The organism is Peribacillus simplex NBRC 15720 = DSM 1321 (assembly GCF_002243645.1).
Lineage (GTDB): Bacteria > Bacillota > Bacilli > Bacillales > DSM-1321 > Peribacillus > Peribacillus simplex.
In genome coordinates this window covers 2,761,475-2,782,181 of the sequence record NZ_CP017704.1, presented here as the reverse complement: position 1 = coordinate 2,782,181, position 20,707 = coordinate 2,761,475, and the positions used below count along the sequence as shown (strand labels likewise).

Below are 20,707 nucleotides of genomic sequence, written 5' to 3'. Positions count from 1 at the left end.
TGGGCTTACACCTCCACATCATAAGGCTGATAATCTTTTCTAAGGGGATACCCTTTCCATTCTTCACCAAGTAAAATCCGCTTTAAATCAGGGTGTTCATTAAAGTAAATACCTAATAAATCATACGCCTCACATTCTGGCCAATTTGCTCCTGACCATAATGGGACCAATGATGGAATAACGGGGGAATCCCTATCAAGCTTCACCTTCAAGGCAACTGATTGGTTCATTTTGAATGAATGTAAATGTACATAGATTTCCATATGGGATTCAAAATCCGTACCATGAAGTTCCGATAAATACGAAAAGTTAAGCTGCTCATCATACCGCAGAAATTTTGCTATTGAAAAATATGTATCCGGATTAGCCACTAAAGTGGGTACATCTTTTGATAATATATTAATATAGTGTTCTAATAATGCCCCTTGTCCTACATGGCTTTCAATAGCAGAAACAATTTGATCGAGTTTCGACTGATTTGGTGAAAGTTCGCTAGGAGTGTTAACTTCCTTGCTTTCCTTTACAGCAGTCCTGGTCTTCGCAGCAGCCGCCGCTTTCGCTTTGGCAGCGGCGGCTGCCTTCGCCTTGGCCGCTGCTGCTGCCTTTTGCTTCGCTGCATCCATTTCGCCTTCCGGTTTTTCCGCAGCTTCTTCTTTCGCCTGTTTTCGGGCCAATGCCGCTGCCTTCGCCTTGGCCGCTGCTTCTGCCTTTTGTTTCGCCATATCCGTTTCGCCTTCCGGCTTTTCCGCAGCTTCTTCTTTCGCCTGTTTTCGGGCCAGTGCTGCAGCCTTCGCCTTGGCCGCTGCTTCTGCCTTTTGTTTCGCCATATCCGTTTCGCCTTCCGGCTTTTCCGCAGCTTCTTCTTTCGCCTGTTTTCGGGCCAGTGCTGCAGCCTTCGCCTTGGCCGCTGCTTCTGCCTTTTGTTTCGCCATATCCGTTTCGCCTTCCGGCTTTTCCGCAGCTTCTTCTTTCGCCCGTTTTCGGGCCAGTGCTGCAGCCTTCGCCTTGGCCGCTGCTTCTGCCTTTTGTTTCGCCATATCCGTTTCGCCTTCCGGCTTTTCCGCAGCTTCTTCTTTCGCCTGTTTTCGGGCCAGTGCTGCAGCCTTCGCCTTGGCCGCTGCTTCTGCCTTTTGTTTCGCTAAGTCTTCCTTTTCACTCATCTATATCACCCGCTTTCCGGTTTTCGCCTCGTAACGGATTTTTTCTTTTAATTTATTGATCCCATAAATAAGTGCAGCTGGGTTTGGGGGACAACCCGGTATATATACATCAACAGGTACAATTTGATCTACCCCCTTGACCACTGAGTAAGAGTGAACATAAGGCCCGCCAGCAGTTGCACAGGATCCCATTGCAATAACCCATTTTGGTTCTGGCATTTGTTCGTATAATCTGCTTATTATTGGAGCCATTTTTTTCGTTACCGTTCCTGAAACAATCATGACATCCGATTGTCTGGGTGATGTCCGAAAAAATGAACCAAATCGGTCCAAATCATAATGTGAGGAGCCGACACCCATCATTTCAATTGCACAACATGCCAAACCGAAAGTCATTGGCCAGAGTGAGTTACTTCTAGCCCATCCTTTTATTTGTTCAAGTGTGGATAAAAAAATACTGTGGCGCATTTCTTCCATTTCTTTAGGAGTAAGTTCATCCAACTTCAATTCCACTTTAACACCTTCTTTTTCCAAGCGTAGATTAGCCCTAGCATAAGGATCAGGACAAAAAACAGCATTTCAATCAATGCAAACAGCCCGAGTTCATCATAGGCAACCGCCCATGGGTAAAGAAAAACCGTTTCTACGTCAAATATGACGAACATCAATCCAAATAGATAATACCTGACATTGAATTGAACCCTTGAATCATGAAAAGGCTCGATTCCACTTTCATAAGTCGTATATTTCATATCTGTCGGTTTATAAGGCCTTAGCAGTCTACCAAGAAATAAAGCGATCACAGGTAATAAAATGCCGAGACAAAGGAAAACAAATACAATTAAATAATTATTTTGGTAAATATGCAGCTGTCCCATGTTCATCTCCCTTTATGGATAAATCATGTTAAATGGGTGCAATTTAAATTTGCTTGTCTTCTTTTTGGATACCGTTTTAAATATTATGCAGGGTAACATTCTTTTAGAAGCAACGTGAAAGGAGGGGGTATGAAGCAATAAATGTAAGCGTATACATTATAACATTAGGATAAAAGCATGTCGACGAGTTAAGGTTTAATATGGAAAATACTTTACTCTATAATTCGACCTTTTTTTCCTAATTCCGATATTTAATGCCAATAAAACTCAAAAACCTTTTGGATAAAAAAACACCTGATCTTACCACGAATGGTTTAATCAGGTGTTTCTTCATTTAAAGTTATCGCATTTCTGCAATTTGGATACGGTTGATTGCACGTTTAAGCGCTAAATCAGCCCTTTTGGCATCATTTGATCCATCATTGTTCTGCAATCTTTGTTCAGCACGGGCTTTTGCTGCTTGAGCACGTGCAAGATCGATAGTTTCAGCTCTTTCAGCAGATTGAGCTAAAATGGTTACCACATCAGGGCGGACTTCCAAGAAGCCACCATTTACAGCTACATAGTCTGTGTTGCTTCCATTTTTAAGACGGACAGCACCGATGGTAAGAGGAGCTACAGTTGGAACGTGTCCAGCCATAATTCCCAGCTCACCGCTTTTAGCTTTAGTGCTTACCATTTCAACTTCTGCATCATATACTGGGCCATCGGGAGTAACAACATTGACTTTAATGGTCTTCATTTCATTCCCTCCTAGGTCCCTTTAATTAAGCCATTTCTTTTGCTTTAGCAATAACTTCTTCGATGCGGCCAACTAGACGGAAAGCATCTTCAGGAAGTTCGTCATATTTTCCAGCTAGGATATCTTTGAATCCTTGGACTGTTTCTTTAACTGGTACATAAGATCCTTTTTGACCAGTGAATTGTTCAGCCACGTGGAAGTTTTGTGACAAGAAGTTTTGAATTCTACGAGCACGGGCAACGATTACTTTTTCGTCTTCGCTTAATTCGTCCATACCCAAGATGGCAATAATATCTTGAAGTTCTTTATATTTCTGTAAAGTTGATTGCACTTGACGAGCCACTTTATAGTGCTCAGCTCCAACGATCTCTGGGCTAAGAGCACGAGAAGAAGACGCCAATGGATCAACTGCTGGGTAGATACCCATTTCAGAAAGTTTACGTTCAAGGTTAGTTGTTGCATCCAAGTGAGCGAAAGTTGTAGCTGGAGCCGGATCCGTATAGTCATCGGCAGGTACATAGATCGCTTGAATGGATGTAACTGAACCTTTATTTGTTGATGTGATACGTTCTTGTAATTGACCCATTTCTGTAGCAAGGGTTGGTTGGTAACCTACCGCTGAAGGCATACGACCTAATAGGGCAGAAACCTCAGAACCTGCTTGAGTGAAACGGAAAATGTTATCGATGAAGAAAAGAACGTCTTGTCCTTGTTCGTCACGGAAATATTCAGCCATTGTCAAACCACTTAAAGCTACACGCATACGTGCACCTGGCGGCTCGTTCATTTGTCCGAATACCATTGCTGTTTTCTTAATAACACCAGAATCAGTCATCTCGTAGAAAAGGTCATTTCCTTCACGAGTACGCTCACCTACACCAGCGAATACTGAGATACCGCCGTGCTCTTGTGCGATGTTATTAATAAGTTCTTGGATAAGTACAGTTTTACCTACACCGGCACCACCGAAAAGACCGATTTTACCACCTTTGATGTAAGGTGCAAGTAAATCTACTACTTTAATACCCGTTTCAAGAATTTCAACGGATGTTGATAATTCTTCAAATGTTGGAGCTTGTCTGTGAATTGGATCACGACGCACCTCTGCTGTAAGTGGTTCAAATAGGTCAATATTTTCACCTAATACGTTGAAAACACGGCCTAGAGTTACTTCACCTACAGGAACGGAAATTGGAGCTCCTGTATCAACAGTCTCTGCACCACGAGTTAAACCATCAGTGGAAGACATTGCTACAGTACGAACTGTATTATCACCTAGTTGAAGGGCTACTTCAAGAGTTAGTCCTGTACCAGACGCTGTATTTTCGATTCTTAACGCGTTATAGATCTTAGGAAGTTGTCCGTCTTCGAATTTCACGTCAACAACCGGACCCATAACTTGAGTAACGCGTCCTATATTCATCGTTTTCCCTCCTAACGTTGCTTATAACGACAATCAAGTTTATGGAACGGCCAGCATATCGTCCGGGCCGACCGTCCCTTTAATAATTTTATTCTAAAGCTGCTGCGCCGCCGACAATCTCAGTAATTTCTTGAGTAATTGCGGCCTGACGTGCACGGTTATATTGCAATGAAAGTGAATCAATCAATTCTTTCGCATTATCGGTTGCATTTTTCATTGCAGTCATACGTGCAGAGTGCTCACTTGCTTTACCATCTAACAAAGCACCATAAATTAAACTTTCTGCGTACTGAGGTAGTAATACCTCAAGAATTTCTTCTTCATTCGGTTCAAATTCATAAGAAGTCAATGCTGCATTGGAAGTATTAAAGTCAGCTAAAGGAAGGACTTGCGTTTCCGTTACATCCTGCTGGATTGGGCTGACATAATGGTTATAGTACATATAAAGCTCATCACACAGTTCATTTAGATACAAATTCACTGTTGATTTAGCAAGGGAGCTAATGTCAGCGAAAGATGGCTGATCAGGAACACCAATTACTTCAAGCTCTACGTGCATATTACGGCTGACAAAGAAATCACGGCCAACCCTTCCGATTGCGATAATGACGAACTCATCATTGGATTTATGGCGTTCAAGAATAGTTTTATGAACGTGGCGAAGGATACTACTGTTGTATGCTCCTGCCAATCCGCGGTCCGATGTGATTACCAGGTAACCGGTTTTCTTCACTGGACGTGAGACAAGCATTGGATGAGATGCACCCGTACTTCCGTTCGCAATACTTGATACTACTTCTTGAATTTTTTCCATATATGGAACATATGCTTTAGCATTAGCTTCAGCACGGTTCATTTTAGAAGCAGATACCATCTGCATCGCTTTTGTAATTTGACTCGTCTTTTTCGTTGAAGTAATCCGAGACTTAATATCGCGTAAAGAGGCCATTCATTCTCACCACCCTTTATAAATTAGTTAGACCTTATTATTCAGAAATAACGAAGTTCTTTTTGAACTCGTTAATTGCAGCAACGATAGCAGCGTCTTCAGGAAGACCTTTAGTTGTGCGAATGTGATCTAATAATTCTGGATGAGAACGATCTAGGAACACATAGTATTCTTCTTCAAAACGAAGGATATCCGATACTGGAATATCATCTAAATGACCTTTAGTTAATGCATAGAAAATCATGACTTGTTTTTCAACTTTAATTGGTTTATTTAGATCTTGCTTTAGAACTTCAACTGTACGAGCACCACGGTTAAGTTTTGCTTGAGTAGCAGCATCAAGATCAGAACCGAATTGAGAGAATGCTTCCAATTCACGATAAGAAGCTAAGTCTAGACGTAATGTACCAGCAACTTTTTTCATCGCTTTAATTTGTGCAGATCCACCAACACGGGATACGGAAAGACCAGCGTTAATCGCAGGACGTACACCTGAGAAGAACAAATCGGATTGTAAGAAGATTTGTCCATCCGTGATGGAAATAACGTTTGTTGGAATGTAAGCAGAGATATCGCCTGCTTGTGTTTCAACAAATGGAAGCGCAGTGATTGAACCGGCACCTAAAGTGTCATTCAATTTAGCTGCACGCTCAAGTAAGCGGGAGTGCAAGTAGAATACATCCCCAGGGAATGCTTCACGACCTGGAGGACGGCGAAGAAGCAAGGAAAGTTCACGGTATGCTGATGCTTGTTTAGAAAGATCATCATATACCACTAAAACGTGCTTGCCAGAGAACATAAACTCTTCACCCATAGTCACACCAGCATAAGGAGCTAGGTATAAAAGTGGTGCTGGTTGAGAAGCTGATGCAGATACAACAATTGTGTAATCTAGTGCACCATTTTTACGTAGTGTCTCAACTGTTCCACGAACTGTTGATTCTTTTTGACCAATAGCAACATAAATACAGATCATGTCTTGGTCAGCTTGGTTAAGGATTGTATCGATCGCAACTGATGTTTTACCAGTTTGACGGTCACCAATGATTAACTCACGTTGTCCACGTCCGATTGGTACTAGAGCATCGATTGCTTTAATCCCTGTTTGTAATGGCTCATGAACAGATTTACGGTCCATAACACCTGTTGCAGGGCTTTCGATTGGACGAGTTTTTGTTGTAGCGATCGGACCAAGACCATCCAAAGGTTGTCCTAGCGGATTCACGACACGTCCGATTAATTCTTCTCCAACTGGTACTTCCATGATTCTTCCTGTACGGCGTACTTCACTGCCTTCTTGAATGTCTCTGAATGGTCCAAGAATAACAACACCTACGTTATTTTGCTCAAGGTTTTGTGCCAATCCCATTGAACCATTAGAAAATTCTAAGAGCTCCCCAGCCATTGCATTATCTAAACCATGAACGCGAGCGATACCATCACCAACAGTGATTACTGTACCTACATCGCTTACTTTAATTTCCGACTGATAGTTTTCAATCTGCTTTTTAATCAGCGCACTGATTTCTTCAGCTTTGATGCTCATGAATTTCACCCCTATCTGTGAATATTAACCTAATAGTTGTTTGCTAAGGCGATCTAACTTACCGCTTATCGTTCCGTCATAAATACGGTTACCGATTTGAAGTTTGATGCCGCCAATGATATTGCTATCCGTAACATTAGTGATACGCAAATTTCGTTTGCCGATTTTTGCAGCAAAAGCTGAAGACACAGCTTTTGCTTCAGCTTCAGTTAAAGGATTAACTGTATAAACAGTCGCATCCGCAACTGAATTTTCTTCATTCGCAAGTTCAATGAACTCTTGTGCCATAGCAGTCACTTCATCTGTACGATGACGCTCCACCATTAACATTAAAGTGTTTTGAACGGAAGATGATAGACCTGTAAATGCATTTGCCAACAAATTACGTTTTGCATCGCTAGTCATTTTAGGATGAGCCAAGAAGTTTAATAGCTCTTTATCATTTGTGAAAATTTCATTCACTATGCGAAGCTCTTCTTCAAGTTGGTTAATGAGATTTTGCTCTTTCGCAATTTGGAAAAGAGCTACAGCATAACGTCCTGCTACAGTTATATCGCTCATTTACCTTCTCCTGCCTCTTGAATATATTCATTGATTAGTTTTTCTTGATCAGCTGATGAAAGTTCTTTCTCAATCACCTTAGATGCGATCATAACAGATAAAGAAGCAACTTGCTCACGTAAGGCGGCAACTGCTTTTTCTCTCTCTTGAACGATTTCACGTTTTGCTGATTCTTTAACACGTTCAGCCTCTGCACGCGCTTGATTAATAATATCTTCGCGTTGTGCTTCGCCTTGTTGCTTAGCATTCTCTATAAGTTGTCCCGCTTCAGTGCGAGATTGTTTTACGATTTCACGCTGTTCTTCTAAATATTTCAGTGCTTCTTTTCTGCTAACTTCAGCTGCTTCAATTTCATTCGCAACATGCTCTTCACGTTCTTTCATGATGCCCATTAGCGGACCCCATGCAAACTTCTTAAGCAACGCTAACAAAATAATAAAGATTACAAGCTGGTATATGATATCCCCACCATTAAAGTGGACTGCTTGACCAAGAACATAATTGCTTGTTAACACGCTCGGTTCACTCCCTTCATGAGATTCACTATTGAAGTTCTGTATTTTCGATTGACAGTATCACTGTCATAAATGTTCACTTTAACACAGAGCAATGGCGAAGGGTCTCCTTGGATCATCTTCGCCATTATTGAACTTTTTCAAGTTATCTTATTTACCCATTACAATAAACGCGATAACTACAGCGATGATTGGAAGTGCCTCAACTAACGCAATACCAACGAACATTGTAGTTTGAAGCATACCACGAGCTTCTGGCTGACGAGCCATTCCTTCAATTGTACGCCCTACGATAAGACCATTACCAATACCCGCACCTAGTGCACCTAATCCAACTGCGATAGCAGCAGCTATAAGACCTAAAGAACCTGTCATGATAAATTTCCTCCTTGAAATGTTGTTTTATTTTTTCATCAATATAATGTTCAAAATGAACAATATTTATAATTAATGGTCGTCACTTACTTTATGGGAAAGATAAACCATCGTTAACATAGTAAAGATAAAAGCTTGAATGGAGCCGACAAAGATACTAAATCCTTCCCAAGCTAACATCGGTAATGCAGCAGTGGCTGCACCCAAAACACTACTTGTTCCTAGTCCAGCAAGTAAAGTTAATAGTAACTCACCCGCATAAATATTCCCGTAAAGCCGCAATCCTAGAGTTAACGTATTAGCGAACTCCTCAATAATCTTTAACGGAAACAAGAAACCCATTGGTTGGACATAAGTTTTGGCATAATTTTTCATGCCTCTCATCTTGATACCATAATAATGAGTTAAACCCATTACCATAACTGCCAAGGTTAAAGTTATTGCTGGATCTGATGTAGGTGATTTCCACCAAAGTTCATGCCCTATTACAATCGAGAACGGCAATCCTAACATGTTTGAAACAAATACGTACAATATTAATGTCATTCCCAACATAAGGAACTGACCACCCGTACGCCAATCCATATTGCTGTTGATGATGTTTTTCACAAAATCCATAACCCATTCGATAAAGTTTTGGATTCCTGTTGGCTTCATCGCAAGTTTTCGAGTTGCTGCTACAGCAATAATGAAGACAATGAGACTTGCGATAGTCATCATAAGAACATTAGCCAAGTTGAAATGTATTCCAGTATCCATAAATTCCCACATAGGAGCTTCATGATTCAACAGTATTCACCTCTCTTCTTTACTACCTACGTATGTTTTGCATAAAATAATCTATCATAATGACAAAGTAAACTGTCATTAATCCCACTACCACGCAGACCACTTGAAACTCGTCAGGATATCTCAATGCAATAATTGCAGCTAAACCCGCTACAGACATTCTAGTTAAACTACCAAGGGAGCGCGTTTTCTTACCTTCGGCAACCTCTTGAGCGAACTTTTTGTTCTTTTTGACCATTGACCAGAATATAAATAGGCTGAAGGCTGTTCCAAGCAATAATCCTTGGAAGACTGAATCATGTGAAGTGAAGCCCACCCCGAGTACATAAATACCCATTAAATACAACATGTATTTTAGCTGCCTATTGAACATTTTTTCCAATTCTAGCATTTTGTCATGTAATCTCCCTAGAAATATTGTAGTAACTGTGTTTAGCTAGGGAATTTGCCCGTAACAAGTCCAAATAGAAGGTCAAAAACTAGCTTCTATTTGACACGTTATTAACGTATGAAACCCCTCTCATTTTACATCCTTAGTTAGCATACAATAGGCAAGAATCAATGTCAATGAGTGGTTAGTGAAATTTGTCACAGGTTTGTAATTATTAACGAATTGTTCACAAATTATCTTTTTTATACTATTGACATCCATTTTATTTTACTTATTGTCCTCTGTTCACTCAATAAGTAACGTCTTTTCTATCCGATCTTCCCTTCCGCCCCTTCTCGCAAAGATTATCGCTTTATACACTCCTTTGGGCGGCAAGTTCTTTTTCAATACATCTTTTTTGATTAAACCGGAAGGTGCCGATCTCGACCAATCCAAATATCCAGCGAATTTCAAGCTATCTTCCTCATAAAGGGCAATACCGAATTCTTCAGCCCCACGCGGAAGGTACATTTCGTACCGATATGTGCCTTCCTTGTCCCCTTGACCAAAATCAAATCCCATTATCCTTGGATAATCAGGCTCTTCTTTTACATATAAATAAGGAAGGGATATTCTTTTGGTTCCTTCCATTATAATGAGGTATCCATCAAAGACTCCCTTTTTAAGCACGGCTGGGTTAACCTGCAGTCCCACTTTTATCCGTTTCTTTTCCTTCGGATTCAAAGTAAGGGACTTTGGCAATTCCCAAGTGAGTCCCGTCTCTTTTAATGGGACCATAAAAGAGTACTTCCTCCTTTTAGTCCCGGTATTTTCTATGACTATCGTTTCATGATGCTCTTCAATTCCTTCTTTTTTTGTATACATCCCAAAGGACAATGAGCTTGGATTCAAGAGCGTGTCCGCTTTTAACGCTTCATCAACCTGGATGCGTCCAGCCCCCTGCTCATATGTGTGATACAATTGATTTGCAGATTTCTTCAATGGCTTGGAAGTGCTCATCAATGCAGATTTTACTTGATCAGGAGTCCATTCCGGGTGTTTTTGCAGGATTAAGGCGCACGCTCCCGCAACATGCGGTGCGGACATACTTGTTCCATCCAGGGACATATATCCTTTAGGAATGGTGCTTTCAATTTCCACTCCCGGTGCCAATACATCAGGCTTTATTCCCCATGATACGGTTACCGGTCCCCTGGAGCTAAAATCTGCGAGCCTATCCTGCTCGTTCTTATAAACAAATTGAACGGTTTTGCTCTGCCCTTGCGCCATGATTAGCTTAAGCTGCAATCCATCTCTTCTATTAATAGAAGCAGCTGGAATGCTCATTTCTTTTTCCAAGCTTCCAGTAAAGGTCCCGCTCGTATTATTATAAACAATTACCCCTTTTGCACCGGCCTTTTCTGCATTGAATACTTTCTGCTGGAAGGTAAGAGTGCCACGTTCCATCAAAACAATCTTATCCCGAACATGTTTCAGGTCCTTTTCATTACCCAGCCCCCCATATATGACATCCTCGGAAAACGTCAGGTTCCATTTTTTAGAGCCTTGAAACAAGGTTAAATGAGATTGATACTTTTTCGATCCAAGGCCGTAAATCATATACGGAACCCTTAAGGGAGGAGTCGATGCCCCAACGGAAATCGCTTTTTCCGCTGTTCCGGGTGAGCCGACGGTCCATACAGCCGGACCGGAATTCCCGTTTGATGTCACGGCAACGATGCCGCTTTCCACTGCCTTATTCAACGCAAGGGAGATAGGTAAATCAGGGCCATTGACGTTATTACCAAGAGAGAGGTTCAATACATCCACCTTATCCTTCATGGCTGACTCAATAGCCGTCAAGACTTGATCTGTATCTCCTGCACCACCTGGTCCCAAAGCTCGATATGCGTAAATCTCCGCTTCTGGTGCCACGCCTTTCATTTTTCCATTGGCTGCAATGATGCCTGCCACATGAGTACCATGTAATGTATCCAGGTCTCCTTGATTTTTGGTTTCCATCGGATCTTCATCACCATCAACCAGATCCTTCCCTCCTTTATAAGCACGTTGCAAATCTGGATGTGTATAATCGATGCCAGTATCGATTATTCCTACCTTTACCCCTTTACCGGTGATCCGGTGATTCTCCTTATCAAAGAAACCCCTGACCCTGCCTCCTCCTATGTATGGGACACTTTTATCCAACACGGCTTGATAAACGGATACTTCCGTTACAGCCTGAATTTCATCCTCCTTTTTAAGTTGTTCTATCTCATTCATTTTCCCATGAAGGGAAAATCCATTCAGGGCAACCGAATAAACATTCCGTAATTGAAGGGATGGATATTTTTCAAGCAGTTTTTCGATCTTTTTTCGTTGAAACGCCTTATCCATCGTGACAACAACCGTTACTTCCTTAGATTCAGATAGTTTTGGTAAAGGCGGCAGAATGACGGATGCCAATCCCTTTTCATTTTGATAAACAAATATAAAAAGGAAAACAAACACTATGAACGTTTTCTTTCCCAACATAATCATCCCCTTAGCAGTTATCTTTTCTCAACAATCTTGGAGTATGCAAATAAAAAAAGGAAAAGCGCGTGGCTTTTCCTTTTTTATGAGTCAAATCTAGTTGGTGGCATGTTTACTTGCTTAAAATAGTAACGGATGGCTTCAGCTATACGGACCGAAGCATTTCCGTCCCCATATGGATTTGAAGCTTTTGACATTTTTTCGTGCACCTCTTGATCGGTGAGCAATTCATGTGCCAAATCATATATGGTTTGTTCATCGGTACCAGCCAATCTTAAGGTTCCAGCCGCAATCCCTTCAGGACGTTCGGTCGTATCCCTTAAAACTAGGACAGGTACACCAAGTGACGGTGCCTCTTCCTGGATTCCTCCAGAATCAGTCAAAATCAGATAGGCTCTTGAAGCAAAGTTATGGAAATCCAATACATCAAGCGGTTCGATCAAATGAACTCGCGGATCGTCCCCGAGAATTTCATTTGCCAATTCCTGAACAAGCGGATTTAAATGGACTGGATATACTACCTGAACGTCATCATGTTCAGCAATGATTCTCTTAACGGCCCTGAAGATATTCCTCATGGGTTCCCCTAGATTTTCCCTACGATGGGCGGTAAGTAGAATAAGCCTGTCTTCTCCAAGTCCATTTAAAACCGGATGGGAATAAGTGGACCGTACAGTCGTTTTTAAAGCATCGGTTGCCGTATTTCCCGTCACGAAGATATTATCCTTCTTGTTTTCGTTCAGCAGATTTTCCTCCGCTTTCGAAGTCGGAGCAAAATGCAAATCCGCCATCGTACCGGTAAGCTGTCGATTCATCTCTTCCGGATAGGGTGAATACTTATTCCATGTGCGCAGCCCCGCTTCTACATGCCCGATGACAATTTGATTATAAAAAGCTGCCAGACTTGCGACAAACGTTGTGGTTGTATCACCGTGTACAAGAACAATATCAGGTTTAGCTTCCTTCATTACGAAATCAAGACCATTTAATGCTCTTGTTGTAATGTCAGCAAGCGTTTGCCTTTCCTTCATTATGTCCAAGTCATAGTCCGGCTGTATGGAAAATAGTTCGAGAACTTGATCTAACATTTGGCGATGCTGAGCCGTAACAGCAACGATCGGCTTGAAATATTCTGGGTGTTTTTGAAATTCGAGTACTAAGGGAGCCATTTTGACAGCTTCTGGTCTCGTTCCGAAAATGGTCATGACTTTTATCGGTTTGTTCATTCGTGACACCTCAGTTTCTTTCCTTATTTTGTGCCGAATAAACGATCTCCTGCGTCTCCAAGACCTGGAACGATATAACCATGTTCATTCAGTTTTTCGTCAAGACCCGCAATATAAATATCAACATCAGGATGAGCTTCTTTTAATGCTTCTACACCCTCTGGAGCTGCAATCAAACACATGAATTTAATATTGACTGCACCGCGCTTTTTAATGGAATGGATCGCTTCGATGGCTGAACCGCCAGTGGCTAACATCGGGTCAACGACAATGCATTCCCTTTCTGCCAAATCACTTGGCATTTTCGCATAATATTCAACCGGTTTCAATGTTTCAGGATCACGGTAAAGACCAACATGTCCGACCTTTGCAGCAGGAATCAGCTTAATGATTCCGTCCACCATGCCTATGCCTGCACGTAAAATCGGGACGATCCCCACTTTTTTACCAGAAAGCATTTTCACTTTCGCTGTGCTTACAGGCGTTTGGATTTCCACTTCTTCCAACGGCATATCCCTCGTGATTTCAAAAGCCATCAATGATGCAACTTCATCCACTAGTTCCCGGAATTCTTTTGTTCCTGTATTTATATCACGTATATAGGCTAATTTGTGTTGAATTAACGGGTGATCGAAAACATAAACTTTTCCCATTTAGCATCTCTCCAATTCCATTGCTTAGTTTTGCGCTCTTTTATGATTTCCCTAATCGAATAGAAAAATTTTCGTGTCTTTTAAAATTCACTTCAACCTATTTTACAGAAAAATGTTTCAATCTTCAATAAAGGTTTAGATGTCAGACCTATTTTCACTATTCGGATTCTTCTAAACACACTGACCTTCTTAAGGCACAAAAAACCGCTCCCTTTAAAAAGAGAGCGGCTCCGATATTACAATGAAGGATATAATTCAAATTTGTTCGCTAATGATTCAACACGCTGTTTTGCTTCTTCAAGTTTAGCTGCGTCTTCATTATTTTTCAAAACAAGTCCGATGATTGCAGCTATTTCATCCATGTCTTCCAATCCGAAGCCACGTGAAGTCACTGCCGCAGTCCCAATACGTATACCACTTGTAACGAATGGTTTTTCCGGGTCATAAGGAATCGCATTTTTGTTCACGGTAATACCGATTTCATCCAAAACATGCTCTGCGATTTTTCCAGTTAATCCAGTAGAGCGCACATCAAGTAGAATCAAGTGATTGTCCGTTCCATCAGAAACAAGGGTGAACCCTTCTTTCTTCAAACCTTCGCCCAAACGTTTAGCATTGTCGATGATTTGTTGTGCATACTCTTTAAAATCAGCTTGAAGCGCTTCGCCGAATGCAACAGCCTTAGCGGATATAACATGCATCAATGGACCGCCTTGAATTCCAGGGAAGATGGATTTATCGATCTTCTTACCAAATTCTTCTTTACAGATGATCATCCCTCCGCGTGGTCCGCGAAGTGTTTTATGAGTAGTTGTCGTTACAAAGTCAGCATAAGGAATTGGACTTTGATGTAATCCAGCCGCAACTAAACCTGCAATATGTGCCATATCGACCATTAAATAAGCCCCGACTTCATCTGCAATTTCACGGAATCGCTTGAAGTCAATTTCACGTGGATATGCACTTGCACCCGCTACGATCAATTTCGGTTTGTGCTGACGCGCTTTTTCCAATACATCATTGTAATCGATACGGTGATCTTTTTCGTCTACACCATATTCAACAAAATTGTAGTTAACACCACTGAAGTTAACTGGACTTCCATGTGTTAAGTGACCACCATGCGAAAGGTTCATCCCAAGCACTGTGTCGCCAGTTTGAAGCACTGTAAAGTAAACGGCCATATTGGCTTGAGCTCCAGAGTGAGGCTGTACGTTCACATACTCCCCTCCGAAAATTTCTTTCGCACGCTCACGTGCTAGATCTTCAACGATGTCTACATACTCACATCCGCCATAGTAACGTTTTCCAGGGTATCCTTCTGCATACTTATTAGTCAAGACCGACCCTTGCGCTTCCATGACAGCTTCACTCACGAAGTTTTCAGAAGCAATAAGCTCAATCTTACTTCTTTGACGCCCTAATTCCAGTTGAATTGCGTTAAACACTTGCTCATCTTGCTTTGCTAAACGATTCATTCCGTAATTCCTCCTCAAATTGTGCGTGATTCGCTTTTTAGTATTTATGTGCAACATGCTATCAAATAAGCATGAAAAAGCCTTACCAATAATTTATTAGAAAATTCTACTCCATTTTAACATGTCTAATTTAGAAGTGATAGTCTATTTTTATCGAACATTAAATGTTTTTTTATTTAAAAATGTTCGTATTTAACATCGAAATTATGATAAATAGCTCTTTCACCCTATATTCCATGAGCGAAATCACCATTCTATTAGCACTACAAAGTAAAGATTTTTCTTGTGAACCTTATCTTGAGCTTTACGATTTTGCTCGCATTCGATCAAAAAACAGCATTCCCCATCCGAGAAATGCTGTATCACTTACCCATTAAGTACAACTCTTGTTTTCAGAGATGCCCTGATAAACGGCCCGCTCCCCGCCAATCAGTTTCGGGCGGGTTTTTGCCATGGTCACATGTGCATGTCCTATTTCTTTAATGGCAGAGCGAATTGGAACCGCCACATGCTTCAGATGCATGCCAATGAAGGTGTCCCCAATGTCTATCCCCGCATCCGCTTTGATATGTTCAACGACAACAGCATCTTTCCATTGCCGATAGGCGTAAGTCGCCATCGATCCCCCAGCTGTTCTTACAGGTACAACCGAAACTTCTTCATAATCATATCGAACCGCGGTTTCCCTTTGCAAAACCAAGGCCCTGTTTAGATGCTCACAACATTGATACGCAACCTGAACACCCGTTTTTTCTTGAAAATCCCTAACTACGGAAAAAATCATCCCCGCAACATCGAGCGTCCCTTCAGTACCGATCCTTTTCCCGATCACTTCACTTGTACTGCAGCCGATTACTAGTAGCTGTTTCTCTCTTAAAGCTGTCTGTTCTTGAAACTCATGTAATAGTTCCCGAAACTGGTTTTCCCATATCTCAAGCTCATTTGAAAATGTAGCATCACTTGTCATGAAAACGCATCCTTTCAATAAGAAAACTTGCTATCAGAAGAAAAGAGGGGTCTCTCTAGATCCTTTTCAAAAACCATAAAAATTAGCTGTGCTTACCTTCATACTCCGCGATCTTACCGATCCTGTTCTGATGACGCCCGCCTTCAAATTCCGAAGTCAGCCATGTTTGTGCAATTTCCCTGGCAAGACCCGGGCCAATGACTCGTTCCCCCATCGCTAACATATTGGTATCATTATGCTGGCGGGTCAATTTCGCACTATAGACATCATGAACCAATGCACATCGTATTCCTTTGACCTTATTAGCAGCAATGCTCATTCCGATTCCAGTTCCACAGATTAAAATTCCCCGATCGAATTCACCCCTTGCCACTTTTTCAGCAACCGGCAAGGCATAATCAGGATAATCCACCGACGTACTGCATTCACAGCCAAAGTCCTCAAATGGAATCTGTAACTCATTCAATAAATTCTTTATTTCTTCACGGATATGTATACCACCATGATCCGAAGCAATCGCAACTTTCATCTTAATCCTCCTCTAGCATTTTCATTTGATTTTATTGTGTCACAAAATTATGAAAAGATAAAGGATGTCCATCCTTTTCCCCGCAAAGAAGCAGGAAACCAACTCGGGTTTCCTGCTGTAAAATGGCAAGTGTGAAAGCGGGTACTGGTCCCGTTCAACTTTTCCGCTTGCACTTTAAGTTACATTGCCGATTTTTCGACATTTTCCATGATTATGCTTGTTCGCTTGTCGTAGCCGCCACTTCTTCCGCTCCAGCAGATGTTTTTTCTGCGATAGCAGCCACTTCTTTGACTGCCTTGATCCTACACTTTGCATTTGACGGTCAACAAGCTTAGTAATATCTTTTACTGCAGCGACCACATTATGTACCCCTGTTTATTCTTTAAACCTTTTGACTAATTTTTCTATTAGTTCCTGCAGCTCCCTGAACGTTTCCCGATAAATGCCTTCAGAACCGCCAAACGGATCTATTATGTCTCTATCATATTTATCGTCAATAATGAATTCTTTTAAAGTAAAAGTCTTATCGATCATTTGGGGGTATGCACGGGTAATGACCGATTTATGCCCTTCCGTCATGGTGAAAATATGAGTCGCCCACTCCATTTCCTTCTCGGATAAAGGCGTTGAATGATGATTATGCACTATGTCATTTTCAACCAATACATTTTTAGCATGCATCGAAGCATCCTGGCCTGATGAAGCATAAACGCCTGCGGACTTCACTTCAACACCCGCAATATTCTTATTTTTCAATATCGCTTCTGCCATCGGGCTTCTGCATGTGTTACCTGTACATACAAATAATACTCGGATCATTTTTAACGCCTCCCTTTTAATTCATTATAAGCTATCGCCCGTTTATTATAGTCAAAAAAATCTCTCTCATTATGTCAGAAGAAAAATAAAAACCGCCCCGTTAATCGGAACAGTTGAGGAAGGAATGATATGAATTTAAGTGGCTCAAAAAGAGAACAATAATTTCAATCCAAACGCACACAGGATACTTCCGCCAAGAATCTCACTATACACGCCAAGCAAACCCTGCATTTTTCGACCCAGTAAAAGCCCTGCCCACGTTAATAGAGTGGCAGCAAACCCAAAACAAAGAACGGTTAAAATCGTTTTTGCACCGTAAATTCCCAGTGTTAGCCCTACCGAGAAGCTATCCAGGCTTACCCCTAAAGCAAAAATGAATAGACCTTTCCCGACAGGAGCCAGCATCTTATTTGCCATGGCACCAGCTCCATCCTTTTTTCCAGGGATAAACATCTGTATACCAAGAATTATCAACAATAGACCGCCGGCATATGTAGCAAAGGTCCCGAATTTTTCTGAAATGAAACGGCCTGCCCCCATCCCAAGCAAGGGCATCCAAATATGAAAAATGCCTACTGTCAGCCCTATAAAAAGTATTTGCCTCAACCTTAGCTTAAACATTCCCATTCCAAGGCCGACTGAAAAGGCATCCATTCCCAACGCGAATGCCATTAGCATTAAGGTGATGATTTCTCCAGCAAATGTATTCATTCCAATCCCCCTCGGACGTGCCTACTACATGTTATGCATGTCCGAAAAGAAATAGAAGGATAAATCAGTCCTTATTACATATGTTCCTTGATGATTTGATGACCTGCAGCCTTCTCAAGTCGGTTCATGACCGCAGCTCCTATTCCATGGTCAGGAAACATTTCACTAAAAATGACATCGACCTCCAGCTCATCAAACTGTCTTAAAGCATCATATAAGCCTGTCGCAATAGAATGTAAATCCACTAATGAACCTGGGACAACCACATAATCCGCCTTATAATCCTGTTGATGTTCATACGCCGTTATAATGCCCACCTTTAACCCGTCATTTCTTTTTTCATCCACAAGCTTCTGAAGGAAAGCTTGATTACCCTTGACTAAATATAGAGGGGCCTTCGGAGCATAGTGGGTATATTTCATGCCCGGGGCTTTTGGCGCCGTTTCCTGATTCTTCAATGCGACATCTTGCCTGACTTCCCCTATTACCGCTTCCAGCTGTTCCAGGGTCACCCCGCCAGGCCTTAAAATAACAGGGACTTCCACAGTGCAATCAAGTACTGTGGATTCTACGCCCACACCCGTAGTCCCGCCATCGACTATGCCTGCTATCCGGCCCATCAAGTCATCTTCAACATGTTTTGCTGAAGTGGGGCTTGGTTTCCCAGAAGTATTTGCACTTGGAGCCGCAATGGGTAAATCACTTGCACGAATAAGGCCGAGGGCAACCTGATGATCTGGCATCCTTACTGCGACCGTGTCCAATCCAGCTGTCACAAGATTTGATAGTTGGCCCGGTTTTCGTTTCATGATTAAAGTCAAAGGACCCGGCCAAAATTCTGCCATTAGCTTCCGGGCCTGTTCAGGAATTTCTTCTACAATACCTGACAACTGGTCATCGGAGGCTATATGAACGATTAAAGGATTATCACTCGGACGCCCCTTTGCTTCGAACACTTTTTTGACCGCCTCATCATTTTTGGCATTCGCGCCTAGTCCATAAACGGTCTCTGTAGGAAAAGCAACCACTTGATTAGCCTTTAATAATTCAGCTGATTGTGTAATCTGGGGATAACTTTGTAAATTATCCACATTTTTATCCACTGACCAAATTTTCGTTTTCATCTTGAACACCATCGCCTTTTTACATTTCTTATTTTATATAATCGCTTTATATGAACGATATTTTCAACTTATCGTACTAATTTCACTTAAAAGATACTTTGAAAGTATAAAAGAAGTATACACATAATTCAAGTGTTATCCACAAATTGGGGATAACCATATCGAATCCGTGGATAAGTTTGTGGATATTAAAGATTAATGACAGACTTTTTTGATTTTTTGTTAATAACCCTGTGGATAAGTTTTTGAAATTGTCTGATTTTAAAAAAAAGAGGGCAGCTGCCCCCTTTTTAAAATAGATCATTGAAGATTTCTGCAAACAAGGACTTCACTTCCACCTCAGGCTCCTTTTCCCCTTCATATAATTGTTGACCTTGTTCATTGGATGCCGCAAGTTCAACCTTGTTTTCTTCAACATTCCCTTCAACGACTTCCTCTGTCGCTTGTTCCTTATCTTTTACTTCTGTCACTTCTTCTTTTACCTCTGGCTCTACAACCTCTTCTTTTATCGTTTCTTCCGGTACTTCCTCTTTTACCTTTGGCTCTACAACCTCTTCTTCAACTACTTCCTCTGGCCCTTTTTCCTTTTCAACCAGCACTTCTTCTTCAACTTCTTCCTCTGCAACAGGTTCACTCTCTTCATTCGTTGCAGCATACGCTTTTCCTTCCGAATTCAAGGATCCTTCACCTTCATCCTCGACAATTGGACTTTGACTTACAGCCGTCCCATTTGAAAAATCCAAGAAACACAATGGAGGAAATAACACACACCACCAATTAGCGCCATCCCCTTCACCAAGTGTGATAATCACTGCTTCATAATCCCCTGCCGGATATAAATACTGCCCGTAGAGTTTTGTCGGAAATTCCGCTTGTCCAAAATCCACTTTTACTGACTGCTCCAAACCCTGTTCCTTTATAACCGCCTCAGCCGTCGCCTGGATATCTGGTAGATGCGAGGTGATCACATCCCTCGCTTCATCCAAAGAAGTAAGCTCCTCGACCCACTTTGTGATATCTTCATTTACCTCATCCCTAATCAGCCTTTTAACCGCTTGATCCTCTTCTGCATCACTATTCGCGAGTATCCGCAGACGAATCGCCTCATCCGGGATCACCTTCGTATCTTCTGCACCAACCATCTCCGCTTTAGGCATATATATACTTACGATCGTTCCTATAGTTAAGATTAATAGATAAATAATGGCTAAATGTTTAGTTTTCATCGCCTTCGCCCCCTCACATGAATTAGTCTCACCATTTTCCAGCTATCTTAAACTAGTAAAAACAAAAAAAGTTGATAGCTGGAAAAATAGATTCCAGAGAATAATGAGGGTGGTGTCCCTAAAAAAATCCG

The 20,707-nt window shown here is 41.6% G+C and carries 23 protein-coding genes; 1 reads left to right on the top strand and 22 read right to left on the bottom strand.

Going from position 1 to position 20,707, the window contains the following annotated elements:
- Positions 1-5 precede the first annotated feature (5 nt).
- The 18 genes from BS1321_RS13315 to rpiB form a co-directional block, all read right to left on the bottom strand.
- Positions 6-1,160: an NADH-quinone oxidoreductase subunit C gene (locus BS1321_RS13315; RefSeq protein ID WP_094246610.1), complete on the bottom strand. Its 1,155-nt coding sequence runs from the start codon at positions 1,158-1,160 to the stop codon at positions 6-8.
- The gene (locus BS1321_RS13310; RefSeq protein WP_170946902.1) at positions 1,161-1,637 is read right to left on the bottom strand and encodes a NuoB/complex I 20 kDa subunit family protein; all 477 of its coding nucleotides are present in this window, start codon (positions 1,635-1,637) and stop codon (positions 1,161-1,163) included. It lies immediately after the preceding gene.
- Between the two features lie 26 nt (positions 1,638-1,663).
- The gene (locus BS1321_RS13305) at positions 1,664-2,038 is read right to left on the bottom strand and encodes an NADH-quinone oxidoreductase subunit A (RefSeq protein ID WP_063234149.1); all 375 of its coding nucleotides are present in this window, start codon (positions 2,036-2,038) and stop codon (positions 1,664-1,666) included.
- Between the two features lie 340 nt (positions 2,039-2,378).
- Positions 2,379-2,780 carry a F0F1 ATP synthase subunit epsilon gene (locus tag BS1321_RS13300; RefSeq protein ID WP_034315803.1) on the bottom strand — a complete coding sequence of 134 codons (402 nt, stop codon included), beginning with the start codon at positions 2,778-2,780 and terminating at the stop codon, positions 2,379-2,381.
- A 25-nt stretch (positions 2,781-2,805) separates the two neighbouring features.
- Positions 2,806-4,203: a F0F1 ATP synthase subunit beta gene (gene atpD / locus BS1321_RS13295; protein ID WP_061465696.1), complete on the bottom strand. Its 1,398-nt coding sequence runs from the start codon at positions 4,201-4,203 to the stop codon at positions 2,806-2,808.
- Positions 4,204-4,291: 88 nt separating this feature from the next.
- Positions 4,292-5,152, bottom strand: coding sequence for a F0F1 ATP synthase subunit gamma (locus BS1321_RS13290; protein WP_063234150.1), 861 nt, complete (start codon positions 5,150-5,152; stop codon positions 4,292-4,294).
- A gap of 37 nt (positions 5,153-5,189) precedes the next feature.
- The gene (gene atpA / locus BS1321_RS13285) at positions 5,190-6,698 is read right to left on the bottom strand and encodes a F0F1 ATP synthase subunit alpha (RefSeq protein WP_063234151.1); all 1,509 of its coding nucleotides are present in this window, start codon (positions 6,696-6,698) and stop codon (positions 5,190-5,192) included.
- Between the two features lie 24 nt (positions 6,699-6,722).
- On the bottom strand, positions 6,723-7,259 hold the full coding sequence (locus BS1321_RS13280; RefSeq protein WP_063234152.1) for a F0F1 ATP synthase subunit delta: 537 nt from the start codon (positions 7,257-7,259) through the stop codon (positions 6,723-6,725).
- Positions 7,256-7,774: a F0F1 ATP synthase subunit B gene (atpF, locus tag BS1321_RS13275; RefSeq protein ID WP_063234153.1), complete on the bottom strand. Its 519-nt coding sequence runs from the start codon at positions 7,772-7,774 to the stop codon at positions 7,256-7,258. The genes BS1321_RS13280 and atpF overlap by 4 nt, the downstream gene beginning before the upstream one ends.
- 150 nt (positions 7,775-7,924) lie before the next feature.
- Positions 7,925-8,149 (bottom strand): F0F1 ATP synthase subunit C, encoded by a 225-nt coding sequence (gene atpE / locus BS1321_RS13270; RefSeq protein WP_034315818.1) that lies wholly within the window; start codon positions 8,147-8,149, stop codon positions 7,925-7,927.
- A gap of 72 nt (positions 8,150-8,221) precedes the next feature.
- Positions 8,222-8,938, bottom strand: coding sequence for a F0F1 ATP synthase subunit A (atpB, locus tag BS1321_RS13265; protein ID WP_063234154.1), 717 nt, complete (start codon positions 8,936-8,938; stop codon positions 8,222-8,224).
- Between the two features lie 22 nt (positions 8,939-8,960).
- Positions 8,961-9,329: an ATP synthase subunit I gene (locus BS1321_RS13260; RefSeq protein ID WP_063234155.1), complete on the bottom strand. Its 369-nt coding sequence runs from the start codon at positions 9,327-9,329 to the stop codon at positions 8,961-8,963.
- A 285-nt stretch (positions 9,330-9,614) separates the two neighbouring features.
- The gene (locus BS1321_RS28560) at positions 9,615-11,840 is read right to left on the bottom strand and encodes a S8 family serine peptidase (RefSeq protein ID WP_269467094.1); all 2,226 of its coding nucleotides are present in this window, start codon (positions 11,838-11,840) and stop codon (positions 9,615-9,617) included.
- A gap of 86 nt (positions 11,841-11,926) precedes the next feature.
- Positions 11,927-13,069, bottom strand: a complete 1,143-nt coding sequence (gene wecB, locus BS1321_RS13250) for a non-hydrolyzing UDP-N-acetylglucosamine 2-epimerase (protein WP_063234157.1) — start codon at positions 13,067-13,069, stop codon at positions 11,927-11,929.
- 23 nt (positions 13,070-13,092) lie between these two features.
- Positions 13,093-13,722, bottom strand: coding sequence for a uracil phosphoribosyltransferase (gene upp / locus BS1321_RS13245; protein ID WP_034315825.1), 630 nt, complete (start codon positions 13,720-13,722; stop codon positions 13,093-13,095).
- A 236-nt stretch (positions 13,723-13,958) separates the two neighbouring features.
- Positions 13,959-15,200 carry a serine hydroxymethyltransferase gene (locus BS1321_RS13240; protein ID WP_063234158.1) on the bottom strand — a complete coding sequence of 414 codons (1,242 nt, stop codon included), beginning with the start codon at positions 15,198-15,200 and terminating at the stop codon, positions 13,959-13,961.
- A gap of 373 nt (positions 15,201-15,573) precedes the next feature.
- Entirely contained in the window at positions 15,574-16,167 is a 594-nt protein-coding gene (locus BS1321_RS13235; RefSeq protein ID WP_063234159.1) for a TIGR01440 family protein, read from the bottom strand.
- Between the two features lie 82 nt (positions 16,168-16,249).
- A complete protein-coding gene (gene rpiB / locus BS1321_RS13230; RefSeq protein WP_034315832.1) occupies positions 16,250-16,696 on the bottom strand; it encodes a ribose 5-phosphate isomerase B in 447 nt (148 codons plus the stop codon).
- A gap of 122 nt (positions 16,697-16,818) precedes the next feature.
- Here rpiB and BS1321_RS27505 point away from each other — a divergent pair, with 122 nt between their 5' ends.
- Positions 16,819-17,031 (top strand): hypothetical protein, encoded by a 213-nt coding sequence (locus BS1321_RS27505; RefSeq protein ID WP_144478211.1) that lies wholly within the window; start codon positions 16,819-16,821, stop codon positions 17,029-17,031.
- Positions 17,032-17,071: 40 nt separating this feature from the next.
- Here the strand turns inward: BS1321_RS27505 and BS1321_RS13220 are convergent, their stop codons facing one another.
- The 4 genes from BS1321_RS13220 to spoIIR form a co-directional block, all read right to left on the bottom strand.
- Positions 17,072-17,515, bottom strand: a complete 444-nt coding sequence (locus tag BS1321_RS13220) for a low molecular weight protein arginine phosphatase (RefSeq protein WP_063234161.1) — start codon at positions 17,513-17,515, stop codon at positions 17,072-17,074.
- A 144-nt stretch (positions 17,516-17,659) separates the two neighbouring features.
- A complete protein-coding gene (locus BS1321_RS13215; RefSeq protein ID WP_063234162.1) occupies positions 17,660-18,226 on the bottom strand; it encodes a manganese efflux pump MntP in 567 nt (188 codons plus the stop codon).
- 74 nt (positions 18,227-18,300) lie between these two features.
- On the bottom strand, positions 18,301-19,350 hold the full coding sequence (locus tag BS1321_RS13210; protein ID WP_063234163.1) for an L-threonylcarbamoyladenylate synthase: 1,050 nt from the start codon (positions 19,348-19,350) through the stop codon (positions 18,301-18,303).
- 290 nt (positions 19,351-19,640) lie between these two features.
- Positions 19,641-20,576, bottom strand: a complete 936-nt coding sequence (spoIIR, locus tag BS1321_RS13200; protein ID WP_069981726.1) for a stage II sporulation protein R — start codon at positions 20,574-20,576, stop codon at positions 19,641-19,643.
- Positions 20,577-20,707 lie beyond the last annotated feature (131 nt).